We start from the raw sequence: 26,565 nt of genomic DNA on the forward strand, positions 1-26,565 counted from the left end.
CAGAATATTAAAAATTAACCAAGTGAAGAAGGAGGGATTTTATGCAAATACAAACTGAGGCAAAAAAACAACCTAGTAAACAAAAGTTTAAAATGCCTGATGCGTACGTACTACTATTTTTTATTGCTTTACTTTGCGCCATTGCTACATATTTCGTTCCCGCTGGAGAATTTAAAAGAGTTACAAACGGGACCGTTACAACGACAATACCAGGTAGCTATCATTCTGTTCCGCAATCACCTGTAGGATTTGTTTCTTTTTTTACCGCTATTGAAAAAGGAATGACACTTGCTGCTCCGATCATCTTTTTAATTTTATTTACAGGCGGTGCCATTGCCATTCTTGAAAAAACAGGTGCTCTTGACGGTTTAATCTATCATGTTATAAACAAATTTCGTAATCAGCAATTACTTTTCATTTGTATCGTTGCCGCACTTTTTTCTATTCTCGGAACGACTGGCATTATCGTTAATTCAGTTATCGGTTTTATCCCCATCGGTATCATCGTTGCACGCACATTAAAATGGGACGCTATCGTCGGTGTAGCAATTATTTATTTAGGCACTTATGCTGGTTTTAACGCTACTATTTTATCCCCCTCACCTTTAGGCATTTCACAAAAGATCGCAGAACTTCCGATGTTTTCGGGAATTGGTTTACGCACAGCTATCTATATATCTTTTTTACTTGCCACTATCCTTTATATTAATTGGTATGTAAAGCGCTTGAAAAAATCGAATAAAGGAAGCATTCTTGGCGATAACTGGTTTCCAAGTAACGCTCTTTCAAGCGAAAAGGAAGCAGAGAAAAAAGAAGTTCCTTGGACGATACGTCATAAATTAATTTTACTCGTTTCAGCTTTATCATTAATTGCATTTTTAATAGGCGCTTTTCGTCTACATTGGACGGACGCAGAAATGACCGCTACTTTTATTTTCATAGCAATTACAGCCGGAATAATAGGTGGCATGAAAGCAAACGATATCGCTTCTACTTTTCTAACTGGCTGCCAAAACCTTATCTATGGTGCTTTAATTGTCGGAATGGCTCGCTGTATTTCAGTCATTTTAGAACAAGGCAAATTACTTGATACTATCGTTAACCAGCTCGCACAGTCTCTTGAAGGACAAAGCCCTGTATTTGGTGTTATCGGTATGTACGTAAGTAGTGCCGCATTACATTTCCTTATTTCATCCGGAACAGGAGAATCGGTTATTTTTATTCCGATATTAGCTCCATTAGCTGATTTCATGCACATTACACGCCAAGTTACAGTACAGGCTGTTATGCTCGGCGAGGGTGTAGTAAACTGCCTTAATCCAACTTCCGGTGTTTTAATGGGCGTTCTCGCAGCGAGCGGCATTTCTTATGGAAAATGGATTCGTTTCATGGCTCCACTTGCACTCATTTGGTTTATCATTGGACTTGTTTTTCTTATTGTTGGGGTGAATATTGAGTGGGGACCTTACTAAATACTTAACTAGATAAATAAGTACTATCGTTCCATATAAATATCTATTCTATTTCCCTCACTAGTCCTATAAAAATCATTTATTCTAGTAAAAATATAAGAAGGGATTGATCATAATGATCAATCCCTTTTATCAAAATATAATACCTTTAAAAATCTTAGTTCCAAATTTTATTTACCCATTCAGGATGATCAATAAAAGGATTGCGGTTATGTTGATATTTTGTAAAAATCACTTCATTACGCTTTCGCTCTAAATCATCGACCGGGTCTTGTTCATTCCATTTTAATAAGACAGATAGTTTCCCCATGTATGGATCTTTATTGTTATTCACTTTTTCATTTAGTTCTAAATCTATTTCGCCGTTGTCTCCCTCGTAACGAACAGCCATATAAAACAGCATTCTAGCAATATCTCCCTTTACACTATCACGAGGTTCCCAAGAATCACTATCATATTTACATTCTGTCGCCTCAGAATGATTCACACCACCATTATCAAAATCTAGATTTCCACGTGAACTATTTACAGATACATCCGTCGCTCTTAAATGATGTAGATCTGTTCCAGGTCCTGCAGTCGTTCCAAAGTCACCGTGAGATTTTGCCCAAACATGCTCTCGGTTCCAGTTATTTACTCCTGATCCATTCGTAAGCTTCCCTTGCGAACGACCAGTATATAAGAGTATCACATTATTTTTATTATTTGGATCTTCATCAGTATCTCCTAGTGCTTCCCAAACCGCACTGTATGATAATTTTGTATGATTATCAATAACATTATGCAATTCCTTCTTTAATTCTAACCCCGTTTTTCCTATTGCGTTATTATAATATGTATCGTCATAACTTTTTACAATAATCTCTTGTGCTGATGCAGGAGCTACTTCACCGTGTATAGTATCTGTGAATGATAGAGATGCAGAACCTAAAATAAAAAATGAAGACAGTGTAATCATAGCAATCTTTGTATTTCGAAACTTCATATACCCATTCCCCTTTAAAATATAATTTAAAGCTATTAACTAAAAAGTGCTTTCTAACCCCCAAAACCTTTTAGAAACCCCTACCCCTTTTCTGTTTATTTAATACAAGACTCTATCCAGTCTGTATCACTTCTAAACTTTTTATTTATTCACATTCCAAACAATTTCACTTTTTACAAGGAATATCCTTTTCTTATAAAGATTATTAACATATTCTTTACAACTAAAAAGTAGTTTAATATTAACTTATAAATTTAAATTTATTTATGCAATAATGCATATTTGATAAATACTTTAAAAAACAGTTTGAATAAAATGCATTCAAAGAAAACCGTGCCACAAAACAGATACGGTCTAAGACAGAAATAATAAAAATTAAGATGATAGCTCGACTTTTCCCTTTTCCATAACTATCTTTATTTTTGTGTAAAACCATTCTTTCTCTGAATAATACGTACAAAAATAGATTGGATACCATGTAGGCACCAATCTATTTTAATTAAAGAAACTGTGTCAATTCTGAGTTCACAACACGTTGTGCAGTAATAATAACATTTTCAGCTGTTAGTCCATAAACACTATATAGTCCACCAGGTTGATTAGGAACAATTTGAACTTCATATTCAAATGCTTGTCCAAGAGCAGGATGAACTAAACTTAGAGTTGCAAAAGTAGAAGCATTAGAATTCACATTGAAGTTTACCTGTTCAATTAATACTAATGAACCGTCAAGTCTAAAAACTCTAGCTACTCCAGTAAGTGGGCCCGCAGTACGGTTAAGGATCTTCACCCTAACTTTATTTGCGTTAGCAGGTTGATTTCCTACGTTTTCAATTGGTCCTGTAGTAAGAGCCATATAACATCACCTCCATTATATTATTATGATATTCAACGGTATATATTGATGTTATAGTTTAATTATCCAATTTATTTTAAATAAAAAAATGTTCGTTTTTATCGCGTTAATTAATAAAAACGAACATTTTATAATGAATGAATTCGCAAAAAAATAAATTCATATACTAAACTAAATCAACCTACAACAACCGTTTTTTTTACAGACAATTACTCTCCCTTCCGACTTCCTCACTTTCGCCTAATATTGAACCGGGAATCTTTCAACCCGCATGTTGCGAGATAAAATGCGTATCCATCCAATTCACAATTATTTCTTCCAGCTCTGGATGAAGGGGCTTTCCCGCTCCTTTTTCATAATTCTTTTTAAACTCTAAAGCTTTGAACTCCCCCTCAAAACTTTTTAAACTATGATCCATATCTTTTATTACATGTACTGCAGAATCACCCTTCACATAATCACCAATCTGCTTTGCTCTTTCAGGGTCAGCTTGAATATCTTTATCACCAGCAATAGCTAGTACTGGACATGTTACTTGTTGTAAGTCTTTATAGATGTCATGCTGAAAATGCTCTCTAAACCACTTTGCATTCATCGGTTTAAAACCAACTTTAATCGTATCTTTTTCTGTGTTCATCATTTTCTCTTTTATTTTTTCCATCTGTTTTTCTCCGCGTTTCTCTACATTAAGAAGACGCATTAGTTTTCCTTTTATTCCTTTCTGCTCTTTTAGTTCTTTATAAGCAATTTCTCTTTGTCTTTTTGTAGCTTCTTCTAATGATTCTGCAGCTCCTGTAATAAGTATGAGTCCATTAACTGGTGTTCTTGCGTTTACTACAGTGGCTAACATACACCCTTCACTATGACCAGCTAAAATGATATTTTCTGGATCAACAAATGGTTGTTCTTTTAAATACGTTATCATGGCTTCTATATCACTAACTAAATCCCACATTCCAGTCTTCAGAATTTCTCCGTTACTCTTTCCTACTCCGCGCTTATCAAAACGGAGCGTCACTACTCCAAGTTGCGCCATTACATGTGCTAAATCTTTATATATGTTCGACTCAAGCTTTAGCGGTACTATCGTTCCATCACGATCAACTTCTCCAGATCCAGCAATAATGACAACAGCAGCATACTTCCCACCAGCTTTTGGCTTTGTAATCGTACCTTGCAAAGTTAATTCACTTTTTACCGCTACTTCATATTCATCAAAGATCATTATATTAATCCTCCTTCTATTCCGTTATATCTAATTTGAATTTCAAACTCGCTATTATATTTTTGTACTCTCTTACATCTTTCATAGGAGCGAAAACTGGATTCTCTGCAATACTTTGTAACATGCTCCGCTTTATAATCTCTTCATTTCTAACCGTTTTAGCGCCTAGCGGAAATTCTGCAAACCAGTCATCAATCGCATCAAAATAGGAATCTCCATGTAAATGCAGGCTATTTACTGTAAAGCTAGCCGCACAAACCGCTGCATATTTCCGTAACATTTCTAATGCTCTTTCAAAATTCCCTTGCATACAATATACTTGCGCAGCAGCATAGTATACTTTTAAAGTCATATTAGGATGTAATGTTTCTATTTCATATATATCTATTAACATGAAAGCTCTATTTAAAATTACCTCTACCTTTTCAGCGCTTGAGGCATTTACTACTACATAATTCGGTATTGTCGCAACGAGTTGTATTAAATGTTGGTACATACTAATTTGCATTATTTCATTTGCCTTTTCAGCATTTCCAAGCATTTGATACGCTTGTGCGATTAGATCTTCCTCTGGAACGTTAGGACGTATCGTTCCGCCAAGCAATTGCAATACTTCATTGGGTTTATTAAGTATAAGATAGCAAGTTGCTTGAAACGATACCGCCTCTTTCACAAGAGAAACATCGTCACTTTCTTCCTGCACTCTGCTAAAAAGATGCATTGCCTCTTCTAAAATTTCAATTCTTTTATCCGTATCCTCTGTTAACATATGGTGATTAATAAAAAGAAGTCCCATTTGAAGTAATAACGGAAAACAAGAATAATATTTTTTAATTATTCCTCTGCACTCTATCATTACTTCAGCAAACGTTTTTTCACTAAAAGCTTCTGCGAGTCTATGATATAAATTTTTAATATCTTCCTGTTTCATTTGCGGTGTATAACTAATTAGTTCATCTATACTAATGTTAAAGTATGATGCTAACAGTGGTAAAAATGTAATATCCGGATAACTCTGCCCCGTCTCCCATTTGGAAACAGACGCCTTCGTAATACCGATATACGCCGCTAACTCTTCCTGCGTAATTCCCTTTTCTTTTCTCTTATCTGCAATGATTTTATGAATCTGAATTTCTCTCACTGTATCACCTCATACTTTTATTATATGTACTATATTCTATACAAAATATGGATTTAAAGTCGACTTTCGTTAACAAAATCAACTGTTAGGAAACCTCTCTCTAAAATCAAAGGCAGGAACATATTTGATATGTTCCTGCCTCTTTATTGTGGGTACCGATACATAGCCATCTAGCTAAGATTTTGAAGTGCTGCAAAATCAAAAATTTCATTTCAACACAGTTTTCTATAAGAATCCAGTGAACAACTTATTTGCATAGTTTTCGTTATTGGAAGTAACTTTAAGTTATTTTTAAAATAAATATAAAGTATGCCTAGTACAAATTCCTGAATTGTACCCGTTTGTTCAAGTTTAATTTTCATTATACTTTTTGTAATGAGTCCAGCGCTTTTTTTAATTCGTCTGGTTTTTGAGTGCCGATTACCACTGTGTTATATTTCAACTTTAACTCTATACCTTTATTACCCTTCATATTATAGGCTTTTTCATTCTTAAGGTTAAAACGAATTCCCCATCCCCCAAATCGTTTTAGTGGACTGTAAGTAATGCATTCATAATGATGTATATTTTTGAAAAGGTACTGCTTATATTGGAAATGAAAAGGAACAAAACGAACATAAAGACCTTTTTCACGAACCTCAATGATTAGTTTCAATACTCCAAGCATTAATACAGGAAAGGCAATCCCGAAAAACAACCACAAAACAATTAATACACCATTAGGAGCTGGTTTATCTCCAAACGGGGTATCAAGAATAATTTGTTGAATGAATCCATACCACATCAGCATGGCGATTCCTAATATGAGTATCCATACCAAAATTGGGGATCTCTGAACCTCACGAAAGATAACTTCTTCTTGTTGTTTCATTAATGATTGTCATCTCCTAAATGGTTTATTTTTTCTCACTCATTTTAAGCCGTTTTGCACTTCCGAAAAAAGCACTTCCAATTATGAATATAACGGAAGAAAGATACATTGTTATCCCTGAATATTCATTATCAAACATGGTAATATTAAGTAAATTGATGAACATCATCAATATAAGTGATATGTACAATCCATTAATATATTTCACTTATGCCCCTCCCTTTTTACTTTACTTTTTTCGGAAACCCCTATGTAATAAATAATCGTTTCTAAAGATATTATTTAAAATATATTTTTCCCTATTTTACCATTTTATAGAGTTGATATGTTGTTTGTTTTCGGTTGAATATTGTATACATAATCAGTTAATATAACGTATTATTACGTAAATAAAAAGGATAATCCGCCCTCATCATGGACTAACTATCCTATAAAACTAGAACTTCTTTTCTTATGTATCATTATTTCGTTATTTCACCAAACTGCGCTCTCGTCACTTTCGCCAAGTCATCAACTTTAAGCTCAACTTGTATACCAATTTTCCCGCCACTTACGATCATCGTTTCAAGCGATTGAGCACTTTCATCGATACATGTAGAAAATAACTTCTTCATTCCGACTGGTGAGCAACCACCACGAATATATCCTGACACTTTCGTAATATCTTTTACAGGAATCATTTCAATCTTCTTTTCACTTACCGCTTTTGCGGCAGCTTTTAAATTTAGTTCCTCATCTACCGGGATGATAAACACATGATAATTTTTACTATTCCCTTGAGCGATTAACGTTTTATATACTTCTCTCACTTCTCGTCCAATTTTCTCGGCTACTGATACGCCATCAATTTTCCCATCGTCTGGATCATATGACATCATCGAATATTCGATCTTTTCTTTATCTAATATTCGCATCGCATTTGTTTTATCTTTTTTCATAACGTTCTCCTTAAAAGGTTATTTCATATTATTAAGTTTTATTATACACCCTTTTCCATTTCTCCTACATAACTTCACGTATATTTCAAAACTAAAAATATTGATAATTCAAAAATCATCTGATATAATTTGGAAAAACTTACGTTAAGGAGAGATTTGCAATGCGAAATTTTAATACTTCTTTCCAACTTCATCATCATACGTAACGCCGTGTATCCGAAGAAAAATTTTTCTTCGTGGGTACAGGGCTTTTCCTGTTGACCCACGAAGCGTTCATAAAGCTATGTGGGTATTTTTATACCTGCATAGCTTTTTTTAATTTAAAAAAGGAGTGATTACAATGGAAATGAAAAATGTAAAAGGAACGAAAGACTATTTACCAGAGGAGCAAGTGCTGCGAAATAAAATTAAAAGAACTTGCGAAGATACATTTGAACGATACGGATGCAAACCGTTAGAGACACCAACGTTAAATATGTATGAGCTTATGTCTTACAAGTACGGCGGTGGCGATGAAATATTAAAAGAAATATATACGCTAAAGGATCAAGGAAAACGTGAGCTTACCTTACGATACGATTTAACTATTCCATTCGCAAAAGTTGTGGCAATGAATCCGAACATCCGACTTCCTTTTAAACGTTATGAAATTGGAAAAGTATTTCGAGATGGACCAATTAAACAAGGAAGATTTCGTGAATTTATACAATGCGACGTTGATATAGTCGGTGTAGAATCAGTCATGGCAGAAGCGGAACTTATGAGCATGGCGTTTGAGCTGTTCCGAACATTAAACTTAGAGATAACGATCCAATATAATAACCGAAAATTGTTAAATGGTATTCTTCAGGCCATTAACATCCCTACTGAATTAACAAGTGACGTCATTTTATCATTAGACAAAATCGAAAAGATTGGGATTGATGGTGTACGAAAAGATGTATTAGAGCGCGGAATTTCTGAAGAAATGGCTGATACAATATGTAATACTGTATTATCTTGTCTAAAGCTTTCAATTGATAACTTTAAAGACGCTTTCAATACTCCACTCGTTGCCGATGGAGTAAACGAATTGCAACAATTACAGCAATATTTAATCGCTCTTGGAATAAATGAAAATGCTATATTCAATCCGTTTTTAGCGCGAGGACTTACAATGTACACAGGCACCGTATATGAAATCTTTTTAAAAGATGGATCGATTACATCTAGCATCGGTAGCGGCGGTCGATACGATAATATTATTGGGGCATTCCGTTGCGATAATATTAGCTATCCAACAGTCGGTATTTCATTCGGTTTAGACGTTATTTATACAGCACTCTCACAGAAAGAAACGATATCATCTACAGCGGATGTATTTATCATCCCACTCGGGACAGAATTACAATGCTTACAAATTGCCCAGCAATTACGTTCTACCACTTCCTTAAAAGTCGAACTCGAACTAGCAGGACGCAAATTAAAACGTGCTCTTAATTATGCCAATAAAGAGAATATCCCTTACGTGCTTATTATTGGTGAAGAAGAACTTAGTACAGAAACCGTTATGCTGCGGAATATGAAGGAAGGTAGTGAGGTGAAGGTTCCGCTTTCTTCTTTGAAAAATAATACATTGAATAAGTATTTTACTACGCCTACTACGTTATGACTGTGAAGTATTCTCAAAATGTAAATCAGGTAAACAAAAAAGGGCTGTCCGCGCATGACAGCCCTTTTCCCTTAATGAACAACACCTTCATAAGTGAAATTATATTAACGATTTTTCGAATATATCTATCATAATTTACACTATATCAACGATACATAGATTTTTTCATTTTATAGATAACCGGGCGATTAGTTTACATAAAATAATTATAATCAATTTAATCTTACAAAACTTTAACATCCAATTACCTATTTTAATAATATATGGTTTTCTAACTCCACTACCAATTTAAGAAGAATTCATATCCGTCTCTACTATACCACTTTCATCTATTAACTTTTATTTTGTGCATTCCTACTCTCCAAAACTTTCTCCATATTATGAGTTGCCCATTCCATCATTAATAGAATCATTGGACGTAGTGATTCACCAAGCTCAGTTAATGAATATTCTACTTTTGGCGGCACTTCACGGTATACTTCGCGATGTATGATGCCATCTGCTTCAAGTTCTCTCAGCTGCAGTGTTAACATTCTTTGTGTGATATTTGGTTTTAATCTTTTTAACTCATTAAACCGCTTTGTACCATCTAATAAATGATACAAAATTACCCCTTTCCATTTCCCTCCAATCACCTCAACCATAGCTTCAACTGGACAAGAATATTTATTTAAAAATGGGTAATTTATATTATTTTCGTTTGGACAATCCATAATAAATCCCTTCCCTTAACATTAGTATCTTTTTTGATACTATAACACATAAATGTGCGTACTTGTATCTATGTTACTTTAAAAATATAATTTACTTACAAAAATAAATTCATGAAAAGAGGAACTTTTATGACAAATACAAAAGAAAAAATTATGGAGGCTTTTCATTTCAGACATGCATGTAAAGAATTCGATCCTATGCACAAAATTTCAGAAGAGGATTTTAAATTCATTTTAGAAACAGGCAGATTATCTCCTTCTTCTTTTGGATATGAGCCTTGGAAATTTATTGTCGTACAAAATAAAGAATTAAGAGAAAAACTACAACCGTATTCATGGGGCGCTGGTGGGCAACTTGCAACAGCAAGCCATTTCGTCATTGTTCTTTCAAGAAACATTAAAGATATGCATTATGATGCAGAGTATATTAAATATATGATGAACGATATTATTGGATTGCCTGAAGACACTCAAAAAATTAGATATGAATTCTTCAAAAAGTTCCAGAAAACAGATTTTAACTTATTACAATCCGATCGTGCTGTATTTGATTGGGCATCTAAACAAACTTATATTGCTTTAGGTAATATGATGACGAGCGCAGCTCAAATCGGTATTGATTCTTGTCCAATAGAAGGATTTGATAAAGAGGAAGTAGATTCTTTACTTCGTCAAGAAGGCATTATACAAGGCGATAATCTTGAAGTATCAGTTATGGTTGCCTTTGGTTACCGTAAAGAAGAGCCAAAGCGTGATAAAACAAGACAGACTATGGATACAATTGTTGAATGGATTTAGTAATATAGTACACACAAATAATGCTCCTAATAGCTGTATACTCATACTAAAGAAGAATCAGTTGTTTTCTTACGTATGAATTTGGTTTTTCATGGAAAGATATGTTAGTATGTATACAGTTTGAGTGCTCTATTTTTAGAGTCGAACAGGAGGAGAATGAATATGTCTGATATTGAAGTTGGCGAAGTGTTTACTCTTAGTGATGAGAATAACGAAGAGCAAGAAGTAGAAGTACTTGGAGCGATGGATGTCGAAGGTGCAGAGTATATTGCAGTTGCCTTTGTTGAAGATATCCAAACAGAAACTGAGGAAGACATTGATATTTTCTTTTTAAAAGTAGAAGAAGATAATGAGTTTTCATACATTGAAAATGATGAAGAGTTTGATAAAGTATCTGCTGCGTTTGAAAAGATTTTGGATGAGCAAGAGCAAGAATAGTATGAATGAAAAACAAGAGGGCGGATGCATATCCGCCCTCTTGTTTTTTATTACTCATCCAGAGACTCACGCAGTAATTGCAGTACATCTTTCATCGCAAAAGGCCCATCTTTTTTAACATGCTCCGCAAATTCTGAAACGAGACGTAATGTTCTCACACTTTCGATTGGATGTTCTCCTGATGCACTTTCAGCTGAAAGCATAACTGCATTCGTCCCGTCCAGTACAGCTTGAAACACATCAGTCACCTCTGCTCTTGTTGGAATAGAATGATCTACCATAGATTGAAGCATTTGTGTTGCTGTAATGACATATGTATTCGTTCGATTACATTCACGAATCATCATTTTTTGTAAAAGTGGAATACATTGATATGGTAACTCTACTCCTAAATCGCCCCTTGCAATCATAATTCCATCTACTTCTTTACATATATCTTGAAAATTCTCGATTGCTTCCATCGTTTCTATTTTTGCAATTACATTAGGTGACGTTTCTTTATACTGTTGTATAAAATCTCGTATTTCTTTTATATGACTAGGTTTTCGTACGAAAGAACACGCGATAAAATCAACATTCTCTTCTAAAAGAAACTGAATATCTTTTTTATCTTTCTCTGTAATAGCTGGTAAACGAACAGCCGCACCTGGTAAATTAACTCCTTTATGGGATGAGATATTGCCACCTGTTTTTACCTTCGTTTCTATTTTGTCCGTACTTATCTTTTCAACAATTAATTCAACTTCTCCATCATTAATCAAAATTCTACTGTCTACTTTCACATCATTCGCAATTCCTTCATAATCAACGCTTGCTTCTGTATTACTCCCTGTAACTGGTTTTGTATGTAAAATAAAAGAATCTCCTGCCTGAAGTGTAATTTGCTCTCCCTTCACTTCACCTAATCTTATTTTAGGTCCTTGTACATCACCCAAAAATTTAATAGAGTCATCTAATGATTTCACTAAACGAATGATGTCTTTATGACTTTCATGTGTGCCATGCGATAAATTCAGTCGAACAATTTTCATACCATTCTTTATTAACTGTGCTAACGTTTCTTTATTATTACTTGCAGGTCCAATTGTACAAATTCGATCGATTGTCATTTTTGTCACCATCCTTTTTTTAATACGTTTCCCATATGAACTTAAAAATAACAGAGATTATGACATGAATAGATTTAAATTTACACGAAATTCATAAAGTTAACCTGTATCCCTTGCTGGCTAAGCATTAGAAGATATATTTCCTTTTTTGCAAATGAAGACATGTTGAATCGAAAGTAAAAGAAAAGTTAAGTATGGGATAAACCATTGAGAGTTTCGAAATTTTCATATATTGTATGAATTGAGTTCGAACTCAAAATTTAAAAAGGTGGGAAAATTAGTGAATATGAAAAAATCTTTATCGGTGACAACTTTAGGGTTAGCGGTTTTAGGTTTTGGTTTTACTAATAACGCAAGTGCTTCAGAGGTCGATACTGTAGACAAGCAGCCCGTTTTAGTTGACTTTGATACAATTCAATCAACAAAAACATCTAGTGTTCCTAGTTTGACTGTTGCAGCTGCACCTAAGAATGACTCTAACATTAGCGTATATACTCCCTTTTTTGGTAACCCATATGCAGTTGCTAAATCGAAATCAACTACGACCGAAGACTATGTTTATGCAAAAGCAAGAACTTTCAATGGCGATGGCTCATTAGTAAATACGAAAAGTAATAGTGCAAAAAAATCATCCTTTGTAAGTGCTACAGCGACCAACACAAGCGTTTATTATGGAGATGATTACGCTATCGGTAATCATACCTATAAATTAAGTGGTTATAATGATGTGAATCACGAAACAAAAGCTTTCTGGTAAGAAAGAGAAAAAAGATATGCATCTTGCATATCTTTTTTCTCTAATATTTTACATATATTGAGGTGCTATTTATGAAACAAATATATATTATTTGCGGTGTTTTATTTATTTCATTACTAACTATTTATATTTTGTTCAATACTTCAATCATACAACCTCATCCATCTTCCATAGAAAATAAACGAGAGCAACAAACCAATACTATTTCTTACGGATTGAAGGATAATCAAGGCCAACATATTAACAATGGTAGTACAATTACTAGTGAGGATAATAAAATTAATGTAACATTATCATTCGTACATACTATTAATGAAAACCGAAAATATGGATTAATTGTTCTAGAAGATTACGAACAAAAACCTTTTAAAATAGAAGATACTACTAATGAAATATCACACTATTTTTTTGATATGAAACCAAACAGTTCAATTACTACGAAAATCTCTTTACACACCTCTCCTAATGCAAATGAATTAACCTTTTTAATAATTAAAAAACCTGAATACAAATTAAAAGATAATAACTTAAATAAAGCAGCTATTTTAGAAGATATTCTAAGTATGCGATATTCAATGCATCCTCTTCAGAAAGAAAACGAAAAAATAAAACTCTCCCTTATAGATCCAGATGCTATTTTAAAAGATGGTCTTTACGAACCATTATTTGTTACGAACCGTGAAGAGAACTTACAAACTGTCTTCTTTGAAAAGGAAGGCAAGCAATTAACCCTATCAAACGGTAATGAAACGAATGATGAAATGACTTACGCAATCGTGGCTTTTAAAGATTGGAAACAAGTTGAAATATTTAACAATAGAAAAGTCGTTTATACTAAGGTTGCACCTGAAACAAGACAAATCTTTAATTTCACATTGCCTTCAGTGGATCAGGAAAGTAATTTTCAACTCGTCGCTTTTCCATTTCCTTTTAAAGTTAGCGAAGAAGATTATATCAGTCAACAAGCATTCAGTTCCTTTCGCATCGTAATTGAAAATGAAAATAAATAAGTTATACTGTGCACATTACAACAACCTAAAAAAGGCCTACTCACACGAGTAGGCTTTTGAAACTATGAAAGTTTCGTCAATAACTGATTTAAATCTTTTTTCGTTTTCGTCGTTAATGATTTCATTTTATTAATATCGATTTTTTCTTTCTCCGCTCCTACAATTAACGGATACATACTTTGACCGATTGTTTTAGAATCCGTCGGATGTGATGCTTCTAGCTCTTTTTCAATCACGTCCCACTTTTCATTAATTTGTTTGCCAAGCTTATTCACTGTTTCCAATTTTGGATTAGCAGCTAACTGCTTGTCCAAGCTATCAATTAATGCCACAACTTCTTTAACGTTCGTTTTCACAGCAACACTTTTCTTCGGATCTTTCGTTGTCTTTTCGTTATTGTTTGTGTTTGAGCTTGTACTTGTGCTTTGATCTGCTGTTTTCCCGCTAGTCGTTTGGTCATTCGTTTTTCCTGTCGTTTCTTTTTCTTTTGTTTTCACATTCTCATTTTGAGTTGACGTTTTGCCGTTACTTTCTGTTCCTGATGATTCTTTCGTATTTTTTGCATCTTTATCTGTTTTTTCATTTGAAGAAGTATTTGTTTCTTTTTCAGTATCTTTCGTTGTTTTGGACGCTTCATCTGCACTTGTCGTTTTTGCTTCTCCTTCATTTTGCGCTGTTACTTGCTCTTTCTTTTCTGCCTCTTTATCTGCTGATGGACTACAAGCTGCCATAGTAAGCATTGTACCAATTGTTATCGATGCGATAGCGACCTTTTTCATTTTCATATAAATCCCCCTATGTTTACTTTATTTATCCTCCCCTTTACGATTCGATTTCCCCTTAAAAAATCCCTTTTCATACGAATTACCATCTTTCCGACAGTAATCTTCATAATAATACGGACAAAAACTGATAAACTCATTTTAATATTCGAGTTTCTTCTACTTCATTTTTCTGCTCGTAAGTAAAAGAAAAAGAGTATATTGTCACATTAAGAATTACTATCTTTATATGACGATATACTCTTCTATCAAATTTTTATCTTTCTTGACATTTTATTTATACAAAAAAATAAAATTTTCTTTCGTTTTTTGTTTCTCAACATTTGTTAACATAATATTTTTATGAATAACCACCATTCGAGTGAATGACTTGCCCAGTAACCCATTTCGCTTCTTCACTTACTAAAAAAGATATTAAGCGCGCAGCATCCATCGTTTCTCCAACTCTACCTTGCGGGAATTTCCATACTAAATAATGTTTTAATTCCTCTGTAATCCACCCTGTATTTGTTGGTCCTGGATCAACAGCATTAACAGTAATCCCCTTCTCCATCGCTACTGGTGCCACTGACTTTGTAAATGCTTCAATTGCTCCCTTCGTTGCTGCATATGCTAGTTCATCTGGCATTGGATCTACTGACTGCCCTGAAGTAAGATTAATAATACTCCCGCTCGTTTTAAGTGAATAATGTTTTATAAACAATGAACTTAATAACATAGTGGCCCGAACATTAACTGTATAATGTTTATCCAACTGCTCTACATTTAATTCCTCAATTCTCGTATGAGTAGAATACACTGCATTATTAATTAGAATAGATGGATCACCTAACCGTTCTGATACCATATAAAACAAACGATTTGGCGAATAAGACTGCGATAAATTGATTTCTGCCATTTCACATCGAACATCGTAACTTTCAATTTCCTTTTTCAGCCAAAAGGGTTCTTGATCACTCATTCCCCATGGCATCGCTTTATCATACTTTGGCCAGTACGTGAAAAAAATGTCTATCCCCTTTTGAGCAAGCACCTTGCATACAGCTGCACCAATTCCATTCAGACGAGTTGCCCCTGTTACAATTGCTATTTTCTTCACCTTTTTCTCCTCCATCTATACGTAGATCCCCTGCATGAATACAGAGGATCTATCTTCTTATTGAATATTTGACAGTATACGTTCAGCACCTAATTTTAACATTTTAATAAAGATATAGTTTACAATAGTAAACATTACAAATAAAACGATAAACATAATCCACAGTCCTACTTTAAGGAAGAAGTATAATACACCTACACCCGCTACAATAACTAAAGCTATTAAAATATTAGCTAAAAAATTCCACAAAGTTGTATATCTGCTTTTAAATAATTTCTGCTCTGTGTCCCAATGAATATCTGCAGTTTGTGCGTCCCAGCGTGTTCCGATTAAATTAATTAATAGTAACCCATTCGCACTTAGTAAAAACCACAGTATCATGAAGACTGGAGAAATTCCAGCTACAACTGCCATCGTAATACCGAATACGGCTAAAATGATCACATTAATTAACCAAGCAGTGATTGCTTTCGCAAAAAAGATATCCGAAGCCTTTACTGGTAAGTAACGATTCACAAACCAAGAGCTTCCATCTCGCGAAAATGACGTTGTTGCAATGACGTTACTACCCATTAAAAATAACGATGCACAAAGGCCTACACCAATTGCAAGACCTGCTGATTCTGGATTATCAATATATCCTGTAATCAACTCTATATTCCCTTCCTTCACGAATAAAACAAAGAATAACATAATTGGCATAACGAAAGTTTGTACAATGCAATTTAAGAAAAATTGCGGTGTACGGAATAACGTTTTAAATTCTTTTTTCACATACGCTTTTAAATGTGAACTTTGTACTGTTGATTTCTGTAAACCTTCCGCCGAAATAACTTGTTTCTTTGCTGTACTCGTTGAAAGTCCAATTACCCCTTTTAAATATGTACGCTCTGCAATGTAATAAAACAACACAAAGAATACAAATGAAATAAGCGCAAAGATGATTACGTATAAAGGACCCTTCCAATTCGCATTTTCTACTAATGCGACTGCTCCAAAATATGTAGTTGGAAAATAATTTGTCATTTGTACTATAAGAGAAGATTGATTATTTACAAGGTATTCCGCAGCCCCGTCTCCAGAAAACGCACTTTTATTTCTCCACTGCATAAATACGTTAATTCCTACAATAAATAATATACTTACGATTCCAATAAATATATTTCCTCGATCTTTATTTTTCGCTATATTTGTATACCTCATAATAATTGTCATCAGTAACGAAGCTAATACTAACGGCACGATTGGGAAGAGTAAGTAAATGAAAATCATATATATGTAATATGTAATAAATGCGCCACTTTTTAAACCGTACGTAATGAAGATTGGTAATAAAATGAATGAACTCATTACGTACTGTGTAATTAATACCGTTAAAAATTTTGCCGAAATAATTTGCGCTGGTTTTAATGGTAACGGCAGTAACATTTCAATGTCATTGCTGTAGTAAAATACAGTTAAAATGTTCGTTATACTCATTAAAAATACCCATATACTCGCAATCGCCAATCCCATTGCAATAATCATTCCCGGCTCTTGCCCTAATTGTTTCAGACCTTCATACATTCCGTGTGTCATCGAACCAAATATTAAAAAGCCAACAAATAAAATAGCTGCAAATGAAAATAAATACGCCCATCGCTTCTTCTTATCTGTTATAAAATCTGCATAATTCAACTTTAATAGTACCTTTGTTAACGTCCAAATTTTACTCATTTCCCGTCATCTCCAAGAACATTTTTTCAAGTGATTCATTGGATTTAAAATGATCTCTCATTTCATCTAAATTTCCTTTAAACTGCAAATTCCCCTTATTAATGATAGCAACCCGGTCACATATTTTTTCTGCCACTTCTAATACGTGTGTAGAGAAAAATACAATCTTTCCTTTATCCGCATGCTCTCTCATCATTTCTTTTAAAATATATGCAGATTTCGGATCAAGTCCTGTTAATGGTTCATCTAAAATCCATACATCTGGTTCATGCACGAGCACACCAATAATAACGATTTTTTGTCTCATACCGTGCGAATAACTTTGAATTTGATCAGATAAAGCATTATAAAGATCAAACTTCTTTGCTAAAGATTCTATTCGTTCTTGTCTTACTTCTTTCGGCACTTCATACATATCAGCCATAAAGTTTAAATATTCAATTCCTTTTAAACGTAAAAACATATCTGGACTATCCGGCACATAACCAAACGTCTTCTTCGCTTCCATCGGATCTTCCATAATATTTTTTCCGTTAATCGTAATCGTCCCTTTGTCCACCCCGTGAATACCAGTAATCATCTTAATTGTCGTTGATTTACCCGCACCATTCGGTCCTAAAAATCCAAAGATTTCGCCGCTAGGTACAGATAAACTTAAATCTTTTACTGCATAGGTAGACCCATTATAACTTTTTGACACATTCGTAATTTCAATCATTCCATCCAATCCTTTCCTTAATTACCAAATAACTATATTGATATTATAGCATACTTCTATTTTAAGATTTTTACATTTTTCAGTTTATTTAACCTTTAAAATAAATATACACCCCTAATCCAACAACTAAAACGACAGCTAGTAAAATATAGATCATCGTAAGCCGTTTAATATTCCCTTTTGTCGCTTTACTATAATTCGCATCACCATTCCGCCCAATTAACACTGTTGCCACTACAGTAATCACTACAAGTAATACAACGATCATAATCCAAGTTAGCATTCCTTCCTCCCCCTCCTTACAACCATTTTACAATATTATCCTCTTTATTTCGCAGCATATTTCCTCTTTTTACTATTATTATGAAAAGAATTGGAAAACTATTATTACTATACATTATCTCATGTGATATATTTATAACATAACGTGATTTATTTCTAATATCGAAAGGAGAATCTATCATGAAAACAACTTGGATAAAATATTTAGGATTTCTCGGTTTCTTCGGTTTCCTCGGATTTTTTTATGAAAAAGGATTGTTTACTATGTTCTGTTTCTTCTCCTTTTTCACATCGTATAGAACAGTTCAACACGATGAACTGTTTGAACAAATTGTCAATAAATCGTGCCGCAATGCATTTATCGTTACGTTACTAACTACCGCAATCATTATGTTTATTGAAATGTTATTTCCAAACACTACACTACAAGAAATTGATATCGCTCTTATTTTTGGCACACTCATTCTTACGTTCGTTTTTTCTATGTTCTTTTATGATAAACCTGTTGATGAAATGGAAGATGCACCATGGCGTTCGTAACCAGGATAAAAGAATACCGTGCCAAATTGAACATGACACAAGAAGATTTAGCGAAGCAAGTTGGTGTACGCCGTGAAACAATTAGCCACCTTGAAAAAGGTAAGTATAATCCTTCATTGCAACTCGCTCACGATATAGCGAAGGCACTTCATAGTACGATTGATGAGATTTTTATTTTTGAGGATAAATAAAAAATACCGTCATTCTTTCCAAGAAGAATGACGGTATTTCTCATCGATTATCCATATAAAACCGCATGAAATACGCCTAATAGTAAGTATTGATCCTCCATGTAATCTCCATCATATGCATTCATCTCGATGTAATACATATCTTCCTCAAGACGAATATTCCAATCTGCGATTAAATAGCCTTTTCGTAATAATTTTCCCATTCCAAATGAAGTTTTATGAACAACATATTCTTCTGCCTTATATGTAAAGGTAAATATAAAATTTGCATCCAATAACTTTCCGTCACATACAAGTATTTCATGCTCTGCATCATTATTATCGATGTACGTTACTAAAATCTTTCTTTGGCGCTGCCTACTTACATCCTTTGCAATGACGCGAATATTGTTCTTAATATCCTTTATTTCATAAATGATATTACTACCAATTTTCGGAATAAAATCCAGCACTCTCATCAGCGTATTTTTATAATAGCCCCGTACTACGCCTACTTGCTCACTTCCATTATAAACCTCTATCGGCGTCGTATCCGCTTTACTATCACATGGTCGTTTGTAAGAGAGCTGCATCATTCGCTCTCCTCTTAAGTACTGATCAAACGTCACAGGATATTCTATCATGCGCAGTTCTTTATTTAGCTCATACAAATAGCGTTGAACACTCTCTATTAATGTTGTAGTAGCTATACGCTCTTGAAGTTCAAATTCTTGCCAACTGGAAGAAACATTCCATTGATTATGATCCTCTTCATAGAAGAAACCAAGAATTACCTCTTCACGGTCAGCCGTTTCATATTTCATAGGCACGTTCTGCCCATGTTGAACTTGTTCCATCCACTGACCTAAATAAATGCCCAGCTCTGCAACCTTCATACGTGACTTTTGAAAAAATACGCTATCACTCGCGCAAATCGTTACATCTCCTTCGATAAAGCCCTTTGAATAAGCATCATACCGCGGCTCATCCTTCTGCGGAAGATTCTTGTCTAACTCAAATAAAAAAGTTAACATTCTTTATTCACCTCTAGTTGTTACACTAATCATACATGACATCGCATCACTCTGAGAAACTATTTATATACGTATATTTAATTCACGCATTATAACACGTGAATGACCTTGTATAGTAGCGTTATTTTTTGTTCTATATCTTAGTATATGAACTTATATGAGCGATTTTTCAAATATATCTATCGCAACTTACAATATATCATCGATTTTTCAAATATATCTATCACAACTTACAATATATCATCGATTTTTCAAATATATCTATCACAACTTACAATATATCATCGATTTTTCAAATATATCTATCACAACTTACAATATATCATCGATTTTTCAAATATATCTATCACAACTTACAATATATCATCGATTTTTCAAATATATCTATCACAACTTACAATATATCATCGATTTGCCGACAAATATCAGCACACTTAAAATGAGGCTACTTTTTCTCCCGCCAACTCCACAATTTCTAAAATTTGTAGCAGACTCTCCACTTCATAAGTCGGCTTAACTTCTGCCCTATTTTCTTTCGAACTCGGATTATACCAACACGTATCAATGCCGTAGTCTTCTCCGCCTTTCATATCAGAAGTTAGCGAATCTCCGACTATTAGTACACTTGATTTATCCGTAATTCCAAATTTCTCAAATGCATAATCAAAAATCTCACGTGCTGGCTTTTGATGACCGACTTCCTCAGAAATAATAATATGATCAAAGAAATTACATAAAGGCGAATTTCCGATTCTTGATTGTTGCACTTTTGTATATCCGTTCGTAATGATACCTAACTTGCAATCTTGTAGATTTTCACATAATTGTACTGCACCTTCTATAAGGTGTACTTCTTTCCCTAAGTTTTCAAGATATACATCACTAAATTGCTGCGCATCTACGTTTATATTATGAAGTGCAAATAATTGTCTAAATCGATCTACTGCTAATTCGCTTAGCGTAATCATTTTATTTTCTAAATCTCTCCATAATCCATTACTAATCTCTTTATAACTTGCAAGATAATCACTATACCCTGTAGGCATGCCAAACTGTACAAACGCATTATGTAATGCGTGTCTTTCCGTTTCAGGGAAATCTAATAATGTATCGTCTACGTCGAATAATATAAATTTGTATTTCATGATGTTCTCCTCAACTCCTATATTCTCATAGCTTAATTATAACAACAATAGTAAAAGGAGGCTAATCCAAATCAGCCTCCTTCTCATTATTAATCTTCTAGCAATAACTCTTTCATTTCCTCTAACGACTCTTTCGTAAAGCCAAGAGCTTTTTCGGCGTATGCTTCAACTGATCCGTATTGCTTTTGGATTACATCAATCGCAGCTTGTAAATATTCAGCACGTGCTTCAAACATTGCACCTAATATCGCTCTGCTCTCATCGTTTTGTAATTTCGCACCTAAAAAGGCCATCATTTTTTCATTTAGCTTTTCACGGAAACCGTTACTTAGTAAGTAGTCTTCCATTACTGTTTTTTCCGGTACACCTAGTAAAAGTAATAATAGTGCTGATCCGAATCCAGTACGGTCTTTTCCAGCTGTACAGTGGTTTACTAACGGTAAGTTTTCCGGATTTTGCGCTAAGTTTAAGAAGCTTACAAATGCCTCGTTACCACTTACGAAATCTTGATTCATTTTCACAAGATACTCACCTGGTTTTCCTAACATAGAAAGGTCACCAACTTGGAAAAATTCATTTATATTTAAGTCTTTCGCTAAATCTTGCATAACTGGTAAGCACACTTGACGAGCACCTGTAATCTCTGGGTTTGGCTTATGCTTCACTTCAAAGTCTGTACGGTAATCACAAATTAACTTTAAACCAGACTTTTGTAAATACGCAATATCCCATTCTGTTAGTCCTGCCAATTCTTCAGAACGGTACAACTTGCCCCATTTTACTTTACGGCCTTCAGTCGTTTCATATCCTCCCATATCACGGAAGTTAAACGCGCCTTGCAATGGCAATCTACGCTCAGCTACTGTCACTGCTTGTCCATTACTTCCTACTAGTCTAAAATATGGACGTTCATTTTCACTCGGGTTTTCAATTGTATATGATGATTCTCCATTTACCGTTGCAAGTAATTCTCCATTTTCCTCAATATGCTCTGGTGAAGTACTCCAGTAAATGCGAACTTCTTCTATACTATTTTCCCATTTTATATATAACGTGTTGTCTTCATTTCTTTCTACAGTTGCTTGTAGCCAATTTCTCTGCTGCTCCATTCTTTCACCAACGCTTTCTCTTATAATCGAATCTTACTCTATTGTATTATAGGAATAACTACTTTGTCGTTCTCATTTTTCTTTTTATCTTACAAACAGGCGAAAAGTTCTTTTACTTGTTCAAAATTTGTACACGGGTTTCCTCGAAATACATATGCAATTTGTTCCATGCCTAAATCCTCATATACAACTGTTCCCCGCTCTCTATGCGAATAAAACTCTAACCCATTTATAATCTGTTTAACGCCATAGTTCGTTATCCATGAAGAAACAGGATAATACAATTTATTTTTATGTCTACAAACCCAAAGTGCATATAGTTTATTACCTTCGTCCCAGTATACATACTGCGTTTTATCATTCCCTAATCCGACCGATTCGAGCTTCCAACTTATCTTTTCATGAATTGGCAAGTTCGAATATGATACATCATCTGGAGCACTCCACCCTCGACATCTTCCTATCTCACCAATTCCATCTCTTTTTGCTTGAAAGCTCAATAGGTGAAATGGTGTATGTAATATCATTTTCGCGAACTCCATATTTACTGGTTGTAACCCGAATAGAAATCTTTCCATTTCATCTTTGTTTACATATCCACGTTCAATAGAAATTTCAATTTGTGTTTTCCATTTAGATGTAACATAACTTTCTTTCCCCTTGTAATTTATACCTTTCCAATACACAAGCCCTTTATATTGAAAACAACATCCTTTCGCCTGAGAAATACAACTATCAGGGAATACTGGCTCCATTATATCGAGAAAAAACTCTTTTACCCGAAACATTCCGGTTAGAGTAACAACTTGAAACCAAAAACTTTCCCACTTTTCACCTTCATAACGTTCTGAAACTTTTTCAATTTTCCAGCCTTCTAACAATACATCTGGATACAGTAAAGCCAATGAATGAAATGTTTGCTTTAACATATATAGCCTCTCCCGCTAAATGAGTTCGCGAGAGTACGTCATTCATCCTTTAAACCTTCCTCACATACCGCTCAGTACAACTCAGCAACTGACATCCATTCTTTTCAAAAACATCCTTCATCCACTCATTTTGTACATTTGTCTCACCAATATAATAAGATGCACCTATTTCCTTTAAGACAAACATCGCACCTGCAAATAGTGCAGCTTCATATCCCTTATTACGCATATTTGGAGTAACTGCGAAGTACATAAGTTTCCCCTCTTCTAACGTCCCCTTTTCAATATGCGGAATTACAATTCCTATCGGCTCTTCATCGACACTCGCTGTTAAACAATGTTCTTTCCACTGCTCACCAATTTCTTCTAGCATCATATGTACAAATTGATCATAAACGACTAGTTCTCCCGTCACTTCATTCCACAGTGAATAAAAAGCCTCTTCTCCAACTTCTTCAATAAGCTTAAAATCAATTTCACTTTCTACATCTTCTACTTCATATATATCTTTAAATACAATCATGTTTTCAGTAACATATTCAAATGAATACGTGTCGAAACATTTTTTATACACATCATAATTTAGACTTTTTGAAGAGATTTCAAAATGTAGTTTTTCTAATCCATCTTTTTCAGCTTCAGCAACGCAATATTGCACCATCTCTTCTAATTGCTCTTCTGTAAAAACCTCTGCATTATTTTCTTTTATCATAATAGAAGAAGCACTTCTTCTTATTTTAAAATGTTTTTCTAACTGTTCTATCGTCGTCATATTCTTCCCTCATCTATATCATACTCGAATTTCTAATCGTTCTCCTTGCATGAGCAGGATTGTCCTTGAATATATAGAATACTAGAAAAGATCGCATCTTTAAAGTGCGGAGGAGGTTCTCCAGTGGATATTACAGCATTGCAACAACAGTTAGAGCTTATACAACAAAATGACTATACGCAACTGCAACATATAGATATAAATGAGTTAACTTTGAACATGCTTCAGTATATCGGAACGACTGATAGCTACGTTCGTTACCAACTTATATATAAATGTTTTGCGCATTTCATTCATCATGAATTCCTTATGGACGATCAGCTGAAATTACTGTTACAAACTTGTTTAAGTGATGAGTATTTATATTGTGACATTTACTCCCCACATACAGATGGGGTTTTCACACGTTCTTACACTGTTTCGTTAATTGCGTTAATACTCCAATTCGCTAATTCGCACTACTTTTGTACAGAGGAGGATATCGAAGAAATAAAAAATAAACTCATTACATATACAAACTTAGAAACGGATTTTCGAGGCTATATTGAAAACAAAGGATGGGCTCATTGTCTTGCTCACGTATCTGATACTTTCACCGAAATTGTTCATAATACGTATACGACCTTTGAATGGTACGAAGAATTAATTCATTGTTTATTAAATAAAATTTTTATTCCATCTGACCTTTTTCATAATAATGAAGATGAACGCATTGCTACTCCATTACTAGCAATGCTGTATCATGATTTTCCTCAAAACGAGTTAATTTCTATTATTCATAAAAAAATAAAAAGGCTTCCTCAAATTAGAAAACGCCTTTCGCTTAATGAGTATTGTATTTTATGCGCCAACATTAAAACCTTTTTACGCACATTATTTTTCAGAACGAAAGATGACCATAACTTAGCTTTTACAGCGCGTAAAACAGAAAGAATGTTAAAAGAACTCCCTAACTATTATTAAATACAAGGAGCAAAAATATGGGCTACATTGAAGACATGAGAAATCTAGTAGGAAATCATCCACTTATTTTAATAGGATCACATGCCATTATATTAAATGAAAAAGATGAAGTATTACTGCAGCTCCGGACAGATTTTAACCGATGGGGCATTATTGGCGGTGCATTAGAATATAACGAAACGTTAGAAGACGCGTTAAAGCGAGAAGTATATGAAGAAACTGGACTTATCATCAAAAATCCAGAACTATTCCGTACATACTCAGGACGAGACTTCTTTCAAATCTATCCAAACGGCGATCAAGTACACGGTGTACTCGTTGTTTATATTTGCCGCGAATTTCACGGGGAGCTTATATGTGATAAAACTGAGTCAAAAGAATTACGTTTCTTTCCGCTTGATGAGTTACCTAGCACTCTTCATCCAGTCATTGAGGGGATTCTTCGAGATTTTCATCACTCTAATTAAAAATAGAAATAAAACAACCTCATTTCCCGTCATTACAACGTGAAATGAGGTTGTTATCGTTCACCGTAAATCCCTATTTCCCCAAAATGATATTAATGCTCTCTTTCTACAACTTAATATCCCTTTATAAAAAGGATAGTTATATAAGAAACAATAAATGAAAGAATAGTATACATGCCAACCCAAAAGAAAAATGCTGGATCGTGCACTGTAACATTTAACATAAGAAAAATAAGAAATGTTACTATTGGCATCACATAAAATGTACCTACTTTATATGCTCCAGCTATTGAAACAATACAAACAAGCAATGGATATATACAGAAAATAAAAATGATTTCACTCAATGTTATGTCCCCCTTTCTGCAGAAATAATAGGTTTCTCGTAAACATTTGGGGGAACAACAAAATTTTATTTTTTATCAGTTATTAGTAAATATAATGTTAGATTGTTATCTCAATCTGATTCCCTTCAGGATCATTTACTACACTTTCATAGTAACCATCCCCTGTAGTTCGTGGGCCGTTTAACACAGGGTACCCTGCTTCTCTTAATGTATGAGTTAATTCGTTCACCTTTTCTTTATTACCTACAGAAAAAGCAATATGCGCATATCCTACTGTTTGTGTTTTTATTTTATCGTCTATCCCTACTTGTCTCATAAGTTCTAGACGCGCACCACCTTCAAAAGTTATGAAATAAGATTCAAACTGCTTTTTCGGATTGTGATATAAGCTATTTTCTTCACCATTAAAGTACTGTTTATAGAAATCACACATTCCTTCTAAATCATTCACCCAAATTGCTACATGTTCAATTTTCATAATCGACACCTTTTCTTTTATGTTATTCAACTGACAATTGGATGCTTCAT

General features: G+C 34.1%; 30 protein-coding genes and 1 pseudogene. 10 read left to right on the forward strand and 21 right to left on the reverse strand.

What is annotated here, in order from left to right; all coding sequences use genetic code 11:
* Positions 1–41: 41 nt before the first annotated feature.
* Entirely contained in the window at positions 42–1,472 is a 1,431-nt protein-coding gene (locus tag JFU02_RS05345) for a YfcC family protein (RefSeq protein WP_001166974.1), read from the forward strand.
* A 157-nt stretch (positions 1,473–1,629) separates the two neighbouring features.
* On the opposite strand, the gene JFU02_RS05350 is transcribed toward JFU02_RS05345, so the two are convergent.
* From JFU02_RS05350 to ybaK, 7 genes and pseudogenes are all read right to left on the reverse strand, one after another.
* Positions 1,630–2,457, reverse strand: a complete 828-nt coding sequence (locus tag JFU02_RS05350; RefSeq protein WP_061666592.1) for an endonuclease I family protein — start codon at positions 2,455–2,457, stop codon at positions 1,630–1,632.
* Between the two features lie 499 nt (positions 2,458–2,956).
* Positions 2,957–3,313 (reverse strand): hypothetical protein, encoded by a 357-nt coding sequence (locus tag JFU02_RS05355; protein WP_001229415.1) that lies wholly within the window; start codon positions 3,311–3,313, stop codon positions 2,957–2,959.
* A 199-nt stretch (positions 3,314–3,512) separates the two neighbouring features.
* A pseudogene (locus JFU02_RS05360) lies at positions 3,513–4,538 on the reverse strand (alpha/beta hydrolase family protein).
* 16 nt (positions 4,539–4,554) lie between these two features.
* Positions 4,555–5,679: a helix-turn-helix domain-containing protein gene (locus JFU02_RS05365; RefSeq protein WP_001206983.1), complete on the reverse strand. Its 1,125-nt coding sequence runs from the start codon at positions 5,677–5,679 to the stop codon at positions 4,555–4,557.
* A 361-nt stretch (positions 5,680–6,040) separates the two neighbouring features.
* Positions 6,041–6,550 (reverse strand): DUF6141 family protein, encoded by a 510-nt coding sequence (locus JFU02_RS05370; protein ID WP_061666594.1) that lies wholly within the window; start codon positions 6,548–6,550, stop codon positions 6,041–6,043.
* A 25-nt stretch (positions 6,551–6,575) separates the two neighbouring features.
* The gene (locus JFU02_RS32580; RefSeq protein WP_000875166.1) at positions 6,576–6,758 is read right to left on the reverse strand and encodes a hypothetical protein; all 183 of its coding nucleotides are present in this window, start codon (positions 6,756–6,758) and stop codon (positions 6,576–6,578) included.
* A 253-nt stretch (positions 6,759–7,011) separates the two neighbouring features.
* Entirely contained in the window at positions 7,012–7,488 is a 477-nt protein-coding gene (ybaK, locus tag JFU02_RS05380; protein ID WP_061666595.1) for a Cys-tRNA(Pro) deacylase, read from the reverse strand.
* Positions 7,489–7,828: 340 nt separating this feature from the next.
* On the opposite strand from ybaK, the gene JFU02_RS05385 reads away from it, so the two are divergent.
* The gene (locus tag JFU02_RS05385; RefSeq protein WP_000425335.1) at positions 7,829–9,139 is read left to right on the forward strand and encodes a histidine--tRNA ligase; all 1,311 of its coding nucleotides are present in this window, start codon (positions 7,829–7,831) and stop codon (positions 9,137–9,139) included.
* A gap of 332 nt (positions 9,140–9,471) precedes the next feature.
* Here JFU02_RS05385 and JFU02_RS05390 read toward each other — a convergent pair whose 3' ends face one another.
* Positions 9,472–9,852 (reverse strand): winged helix-turn-helix transcriptional regulator, encoded by a 381-nt coding sequence (locus JFU02_RS05390; protein ID WP_000340577.1) that lies wholly within the window; start codon positions 9,850–9,852, stop codon positions 9,472–9,474.
* A gap of 129 nt (positions 9,853–9,981) precedes the next feature.
* On the opposite strand from JFU02_RS05390, the gene JFU02_RS05395 reads away from it, so the two are divergent.
* Both JFU02_RS05395 and JFU02_RS05400 read left to right on the forward strand, forming a co-directional pair.
* Positions 9,982–10,650, forward strand: a complete 669-nt coding sequence (locus JFU02_RS05395) for an NAD(P)H-dependent oxidoreductase (RefSeq protein ID WP_000185608.1) — start codon at positions 9,982–9,984, stop codon at positions 10,648–10,650.
* Between the two features lie 156 nt (positions 10,651–10,806).
* Positions 10,807–11,088 (forward strand): DUF1292 domain-containing protein, encoded by a 282-nt coding sequence (locus JFU02_RS05400; protein ID WP_002005464.1) that lies wholly within the window; start codon positions 10,807–10,809, stop codon positions 11,086–11,088.
* Positions 11,089–11,138: 50 nt separating this feature from the next.
* Here JFU02_RS05400 and JFU02_RS05405 read toward each other — a convergent pair whose 3' ends face one another.
* Positions 11,139–12,197, reverse strand: a complete 1,059-nt coding sequence (locus JFU02_RS05405; RefSeq protein ID WP_000151074.1) for a pyruvate kinase — start codon at positions 12,195–12,197, stop codon at positions 11,139–11,141.
* A 280-nt stretch (positions 12,198–12,477) separates the two neighbouring features.
* Between JFU02_RS05405 and JFU02_RS05410 the strand changes: the two genes are divergently transcribed.
* Together JFU02_RS05410 and JFU02_RS05415 are read left to right on the forward strand one after the other, a co-directional pair.
* On the forward strand, positions 12,478–12,954 hold the full coding sequence (locus JFU02_RS05410; RefSeq protein ID WP_001056356.1) for a hypothetical protein: 477 nt from the start codon (positions 12,478–12,480) through the stop codon (positions 12,952–12,954).
* 71 nt (positions 12,955–13,025) lie between these two features.
* On the forward strand, positions 13,026–13,964 hold the full coding sequence (locus tag JFU02_RS05415) for a hypothetical protein (RefSeq protein ID WP_000810146.1): 939 nt from the start codon (positions 13,026–13,028) through the stop codon (positions 13,962–13,964).
* A 62-nt stretch (positions 13,965–14,026) separates the two neighbouring features.
* Here the strand turns inward: JFU02_RS05415 and JFU02_RS05420 are convergent, their stop codons facing one another.
* From JFU02_RS05420 to JFU02_RS05440, 5 genes are all read right to left on the reverse strand, one after another.
* The gene (locus JFU02_RS05420; protein WP_000782525.1) at positions 14,027–14,749 is read right to left on the reverse strand and encodes a hypothetical protein; all 723 of its coding nucleotides are present in this window, start codon (positions 14,747–14,749) and stop codon (positions 14,027–14,029) included.
* A gap of 337 nt (positions 14,750–15,086) precedes the next feature.
* A complete protein-coding gene (locus JFU02_RS05425; protein ID WP_042973375.1) occupies positions 15,087–15,845 on the reverse strand; it encodes an SDR family oxidoreductase in 759 nt (252 codons plus the stop codon).
* A 57-nt stretch (positions 15,846–15,902) separates the two neighbouring features.
* Positions 15,903–17,561: a putative ABC transporter permease subunit gene (locus tag JFU02_RS05430; RefSeq protein ID WP_000036855.1), complete on the reverse strand. Its 1,659-nt coding sequence runs from the start codon at positions 17,559–17,561 to the stop codon at positions 15,903–15,905.
* Positions 17,554–18,279, reverse strand: a complete 726-nt coding sequence (locus JFU02_RS05435) for an ABC transporter ATP-binding protein (protein ID WP_000570201.1) — start codon at positions 18,277–18,279, stop codon at positions 17,554–17,556. Before JFU02_RS05435 ends, JFU02_RS05430 begins: the two co-directional genes overlap by 8 nt.
* A gap of 88 nt (positions 18,280–18,367) precedes the next feature.
* Positions 18,368–18,562, reverse strand: coding sequence for a hypothetical protein (locus JFU02_RS05440; RefSeq protein ID WP_061666598.1), 195 nt, complete (start codon positions 18,560–18,562; stop codon positions 18,368–18,370).
* Between the two features lie 179 nt (positions 18,563–18,741).
* On the opposite strand from JFU02_RS05440, the gene JFU02_RS05445 reads away from it, so the two are divergent.
* Positions 18,742–19,101 (forward strand): DUF3796 domain-containing protein, encoded by a 360-nt coding sequence (locus JFU02_RS05445; RefSeq protein WP_000859223.1) that lies wholly within the window; start codon positions 18,742–18,744, stop codon positions 19,099–19,101.
* The gene (locus JFU02_RS05450; RefSeq protein WP_000896321.1) at positions 19,089–19,292 is read left to right on the forward strand and encodes a helix-turn-helix transcriptional regulator; all 204 of its coding nucleotides are present in this window, start codon (positions 19,089–19,091) and stop codon (positions 19,290–19,292) included. Before JFU02_RS05445 ends, JFU02_RS05450 begins: the two co-directional genes overlap by 13 nt.
* Before the next feature lie 47 nt (positions 19,293–19,339).
* Here the strand turns inward: JFU02_RS05450 and JFU02_RS05455 are convergent, their stop codons facing one another.
* From JFU02_RS05455 to JFU02_RS05475, 5 genes are all read right to left on the reverse strand, one after another.
* Positions 19,340–20,305: a tubby C-terminal domain-like protein gene (locus JFU02_RS05455; RefSeq protein WP_086406954.1), complete on the reverse strand. Its 966-nt coding sequence runs from the start codon at positions 20,303–20,305 to the stop codon at positions 19,340–19,342.
* 434 nt (positions 20,306–20,739) lie between these two features.
* Positions 20,740–21,450 (reverse strand): YjjG family noncanonical pyrimidine nucleotidase, encoded by a 711-nt coding sequence (locus JFU02_RS05460; RefSeq protein WP_098471969.1) that lies wholly within the window; start codon positions 21,448–21,450, stop codon positions 20,740–20,742.
* Positions 21,451–21,539: 89 nt separating this feature from the next.
* Positions 21,540–22,559: a tyrosine-protein phosphatase gene (locus JFU02_RS05465; protein ID WP_201070209.1), complete on the reverse strand. Its 1,020-nt coding sequence runs from the start codon at positions 22,557–22,559 to the stop codon at positions 21,540–21,542.
* A gap of 89 nt (positions 22,560–22,648) precedes the next feature.
* The gene (locus tag JFU02_RS05470) at positions 22,649–23,488 is read right to left on the reverse strand and encodes a hypothetical protein (RefSeq protein ID WP_086413821.1); all 840 of its coding nucleotides are present in this window, start codon (positions 23,486–23,488) and stop codon (positions 22,649–22,651) included.
* A 49-nt stretch (positions 23,489–23,537) separates the two neighbouring features.
* Positions 23,538–24,260: a GNAT family N-acetyltransferase gene (locus JFU02_RS05475; protein ID WP_086406951.1), complete on the reverse strand. Its 723-nt coding sequence runs from the start codon at positions 24,258–24,260 to the stop codon at positions 23,538–23,540.
* A gap of 123 nt (positions 24,261–24,383) precedes the next feature.
* Here JFU02_RS05475 and JFU02_RS05480 point away from each other — a divergent pair, with 123 nt between their 5' ends.
* Together JFU02_RS05480 and JFU02_RS05485 are read left to right on the forward strand one after the other, a co-directional pair.
* Positions 24,384–25,223 (forward strand): DUF2785 domain-containing protein, encoded by an 840-nt coding sequence (locus tag JFU02_RS05480; RefSeq protein WP_000355445.1) that lies wholly within the window; start codon positions 24,384–24,386, stop codon positions 25,221–25,223.
* A gap of 17 nt (positions 25,224–25,240) precedes the next feature.
* On the forward strand, positions 25,241–25,690 hold the full coding sequence (locus JFU02_RS05485) for an NUDIX hydrolase (protein WP_000540464.1): 450 nt from the start codon (positions 25,241–25,243) through the stop codon (positions 25,688–25,690).
* Positions 25,691–25,803: 113 nt separating this feature from the next.
* Here the strand turns inward: JFU02_RS05485 and JFU02_RS05490 are convergent, their stop codons facing one another.
* Together JFU02_RS05490 and JFU02_RS05495 are read right to left on the reverse strand one after the other, a co-directional pair.
* A complete protein-coding gene (locus tag JFU02_RS05490; protein WP_001289514.1) occupies positions 25,804–26,037 on the reverse strand; it encodes a YbeF family protein in 234 nt (77 codons plus the stop codon).
* 97 nt (positions 26,038–26,134) lie between these two features.
* Positions 26,135–26,515, reverse strand: coding sequence for a VOC family protein (locus JFU02_RS05495; RefSeq protein WP_000687551.1), 381 nt, complete (start codon positions 26,513–26,515; stop codon positions 26,135–26,137).
* Positions 26,516–26,565 lie beyond the last annotated feature (50 nt).

Origin of the sequence: Bacillus sp. TH13 (genome assembly GCF_016651175.1) — a bacterium.
Lineage (GTDB): Bacteria > Bacillota > Bacilli > Bacillales > Bacillaceae_G > Bacillus_A > Bacillus_A thuringiensis_S.

What these genes read in the sequence shown, in the direction of transcription:
- JFU02_RS05400 (WP_002005464.1), top strand. Translation starts at nt 10,807, where the DNA reads ATGAATATGTCTGATATTGAAGTTGGCGAAGTGTTTACTCTTAGTGAT.
- JFU02_RS05435 (WP_000570201.1), bottom strand. Translation starts at nt 18,279, where the DNA reads ATGATTGAAATTACGAATGTGTCAAAAAGTTATAATGGGTCTACCTAT.
- JFU02_RS05470 (WP_086413821.1), bottom strand. Translation starts at nt 23,488, where the DNA reads ATGTTAAAGCAAACATTTCATTCATTGGCTTTACTGTATCCAGATGTA.
- JFU02_RS05420 (WP_000782525.1), bottom strand. Translation starts at nt 14,749, where the DNA reads ATGAAAATGAAAAAGGTCGCTATCGCATCGATAACAATTGGTACAATG.
- JFU02_RS05405 (WP_000151074.1), bottom strand. Translation starts at nt 12,197, where the DNA reads ATGACAATCGATCGAATTTGTACAATTGGACCTGCAAGTAATAATAAA.
- JFU02_RS05370 (WP_061666594.1), bottom strand. Translation starts at nt 6,550, where the DNA reads ATGAAACAACAAGAAGAAGTTATCTTTCGTGAGGTTCAGAGATCCCCA.
- JFU02_RS05475 (WP_086406951.1), bottom strand. Translation starts at nt 24,260, where the DNA reads ATGACGACGATAGAACAGTTAGAAAAACATTTTAAAATAAGAAGAAGT.
- JFU02_RS05430 (WP_000036855.1), bottom strand. Translation starts at nt 17,561, where the DNA reads ATGAGTAAAATTTGGACGTTAACAAAGGTACTATTAAAGTTGAATTAT.
- JFU02_RS05460 (WP_098471969.1), bottom strand. Translation starts at nt 21,450, where the DNA reads ATGAAATACAAATTTATATTATTCGACGTAGACGATACATTATTAGAT.
- JFU02_RS05465 (WP_201070209.1), bottom strand. Translation starts at nt 22,559, where the DNA reads ATGGAGCAGCAGAGAAATTGGCTACAAGCAACTGTAGAAAGAAATGAA.
- JFU02_RS05445 (WP_000859223.1), top strand. Translation starts at nt 18,742, where the DNA reads ATGAAAACAACTTGGATAAAATATTTAGGATTTCTCGGTTTCTTCGGT.
- JFU02_RS05355 (WP_001229415.1), bottom strand. Translation starts at nt 3,313, where the DNA reads ATGGCTCTTACTACAGGACCAATTGAAAACGTAGGAAATCAACCTGCT.
- JFU02_RS05415 (WP_000810146.1), top strand. Translation starts at nt 13,026, where the DNA reads ATGAAACAAATATATATTATTTGCGGTGTTTTATTTATTTCATTACTA.
- JFU02_RS05485 (WP_000540464.1), top strand. Translation starts at nt 25,241, where the DNA reads ATGGGCTACATTGAAGACATGAGAAATCTAGTAGGAAATCATCCACTT.
- ybaK (WP_061666595.1), bottom strand. Translation starts at nt 7,488, where the DNA reads ATGAAAAAAGATAAAACAAATGCGATGCGAATATTAGATAAAGAAAAG.
- JFU02_RS05440 (WP_061666598.1), bottom strand. Translation starts at nt 18,562, where the DNA reads ATGCTAACTTGGATTATGATCGTTGTATTACTTGTAGTGATTACTGTA.
- JFU02_RS05455 (WP_086406954.1), bottom strand. Translation starts at nt 20,305, where the DNA reads ATGTTAACTTTTTTATTTGAGTTAGACAAGAATCTTCCGCAGAAGGAT.
- JFU02_RS05495 (WP_000687551.1), bottom strand. Translation starts at nt 26,515, where the DNA reads ATGAAAATTGAACATGTAGCAATTTGGGTGAATGATTTAGAAGGAATG.
- JFU02_RS05350 (WP_061666592.1), bottom strand. Translation starts at nt 2,457, where the DNA reads ATGAAGTTTCGAAATACAAAGATTGCTATGATTACACTGTCTTCATTT.
- JFU02_RS05385 (WP_000425335.1), top strand. Translation starts at nt 7,829, where the DNA reads ATGGAAATGAAAAATGTAAAAGGAACGAAAGACTATTTACCAGAGGAG.
- JFU02_RS05450 (WP_000896321.1), top strand. Translation starts at nt 19,089, where the DNA reads ATGGCGTTCGTAACCAGGATAAAAGAATACCGTGCCAAATTGAACATG.
- JFU02_RS05390 (WP_000340577.1), bottom strand. Translation starts at nt 9,852, where the DNA reads ATGGATTGTCCAAACGAAAATAATATAAATTACCCATTTTTAAATAAA.
- JFU02_RS05395 (WP_000185608.1), top strand. Translation starts at nt 9,982, where the DNA reads ATGACAAATACAAAAGAAAAAATTATGGAGGCTTTTCATTTCAGACAT.
- JFU02_RS05345 (WP_001166974.1), top strand. Translation starts at nt 42, where the DNA reads ATGCAAATACAAACTGAGGCAAAAAAACAACCTAGTAAACAAAAGTTT.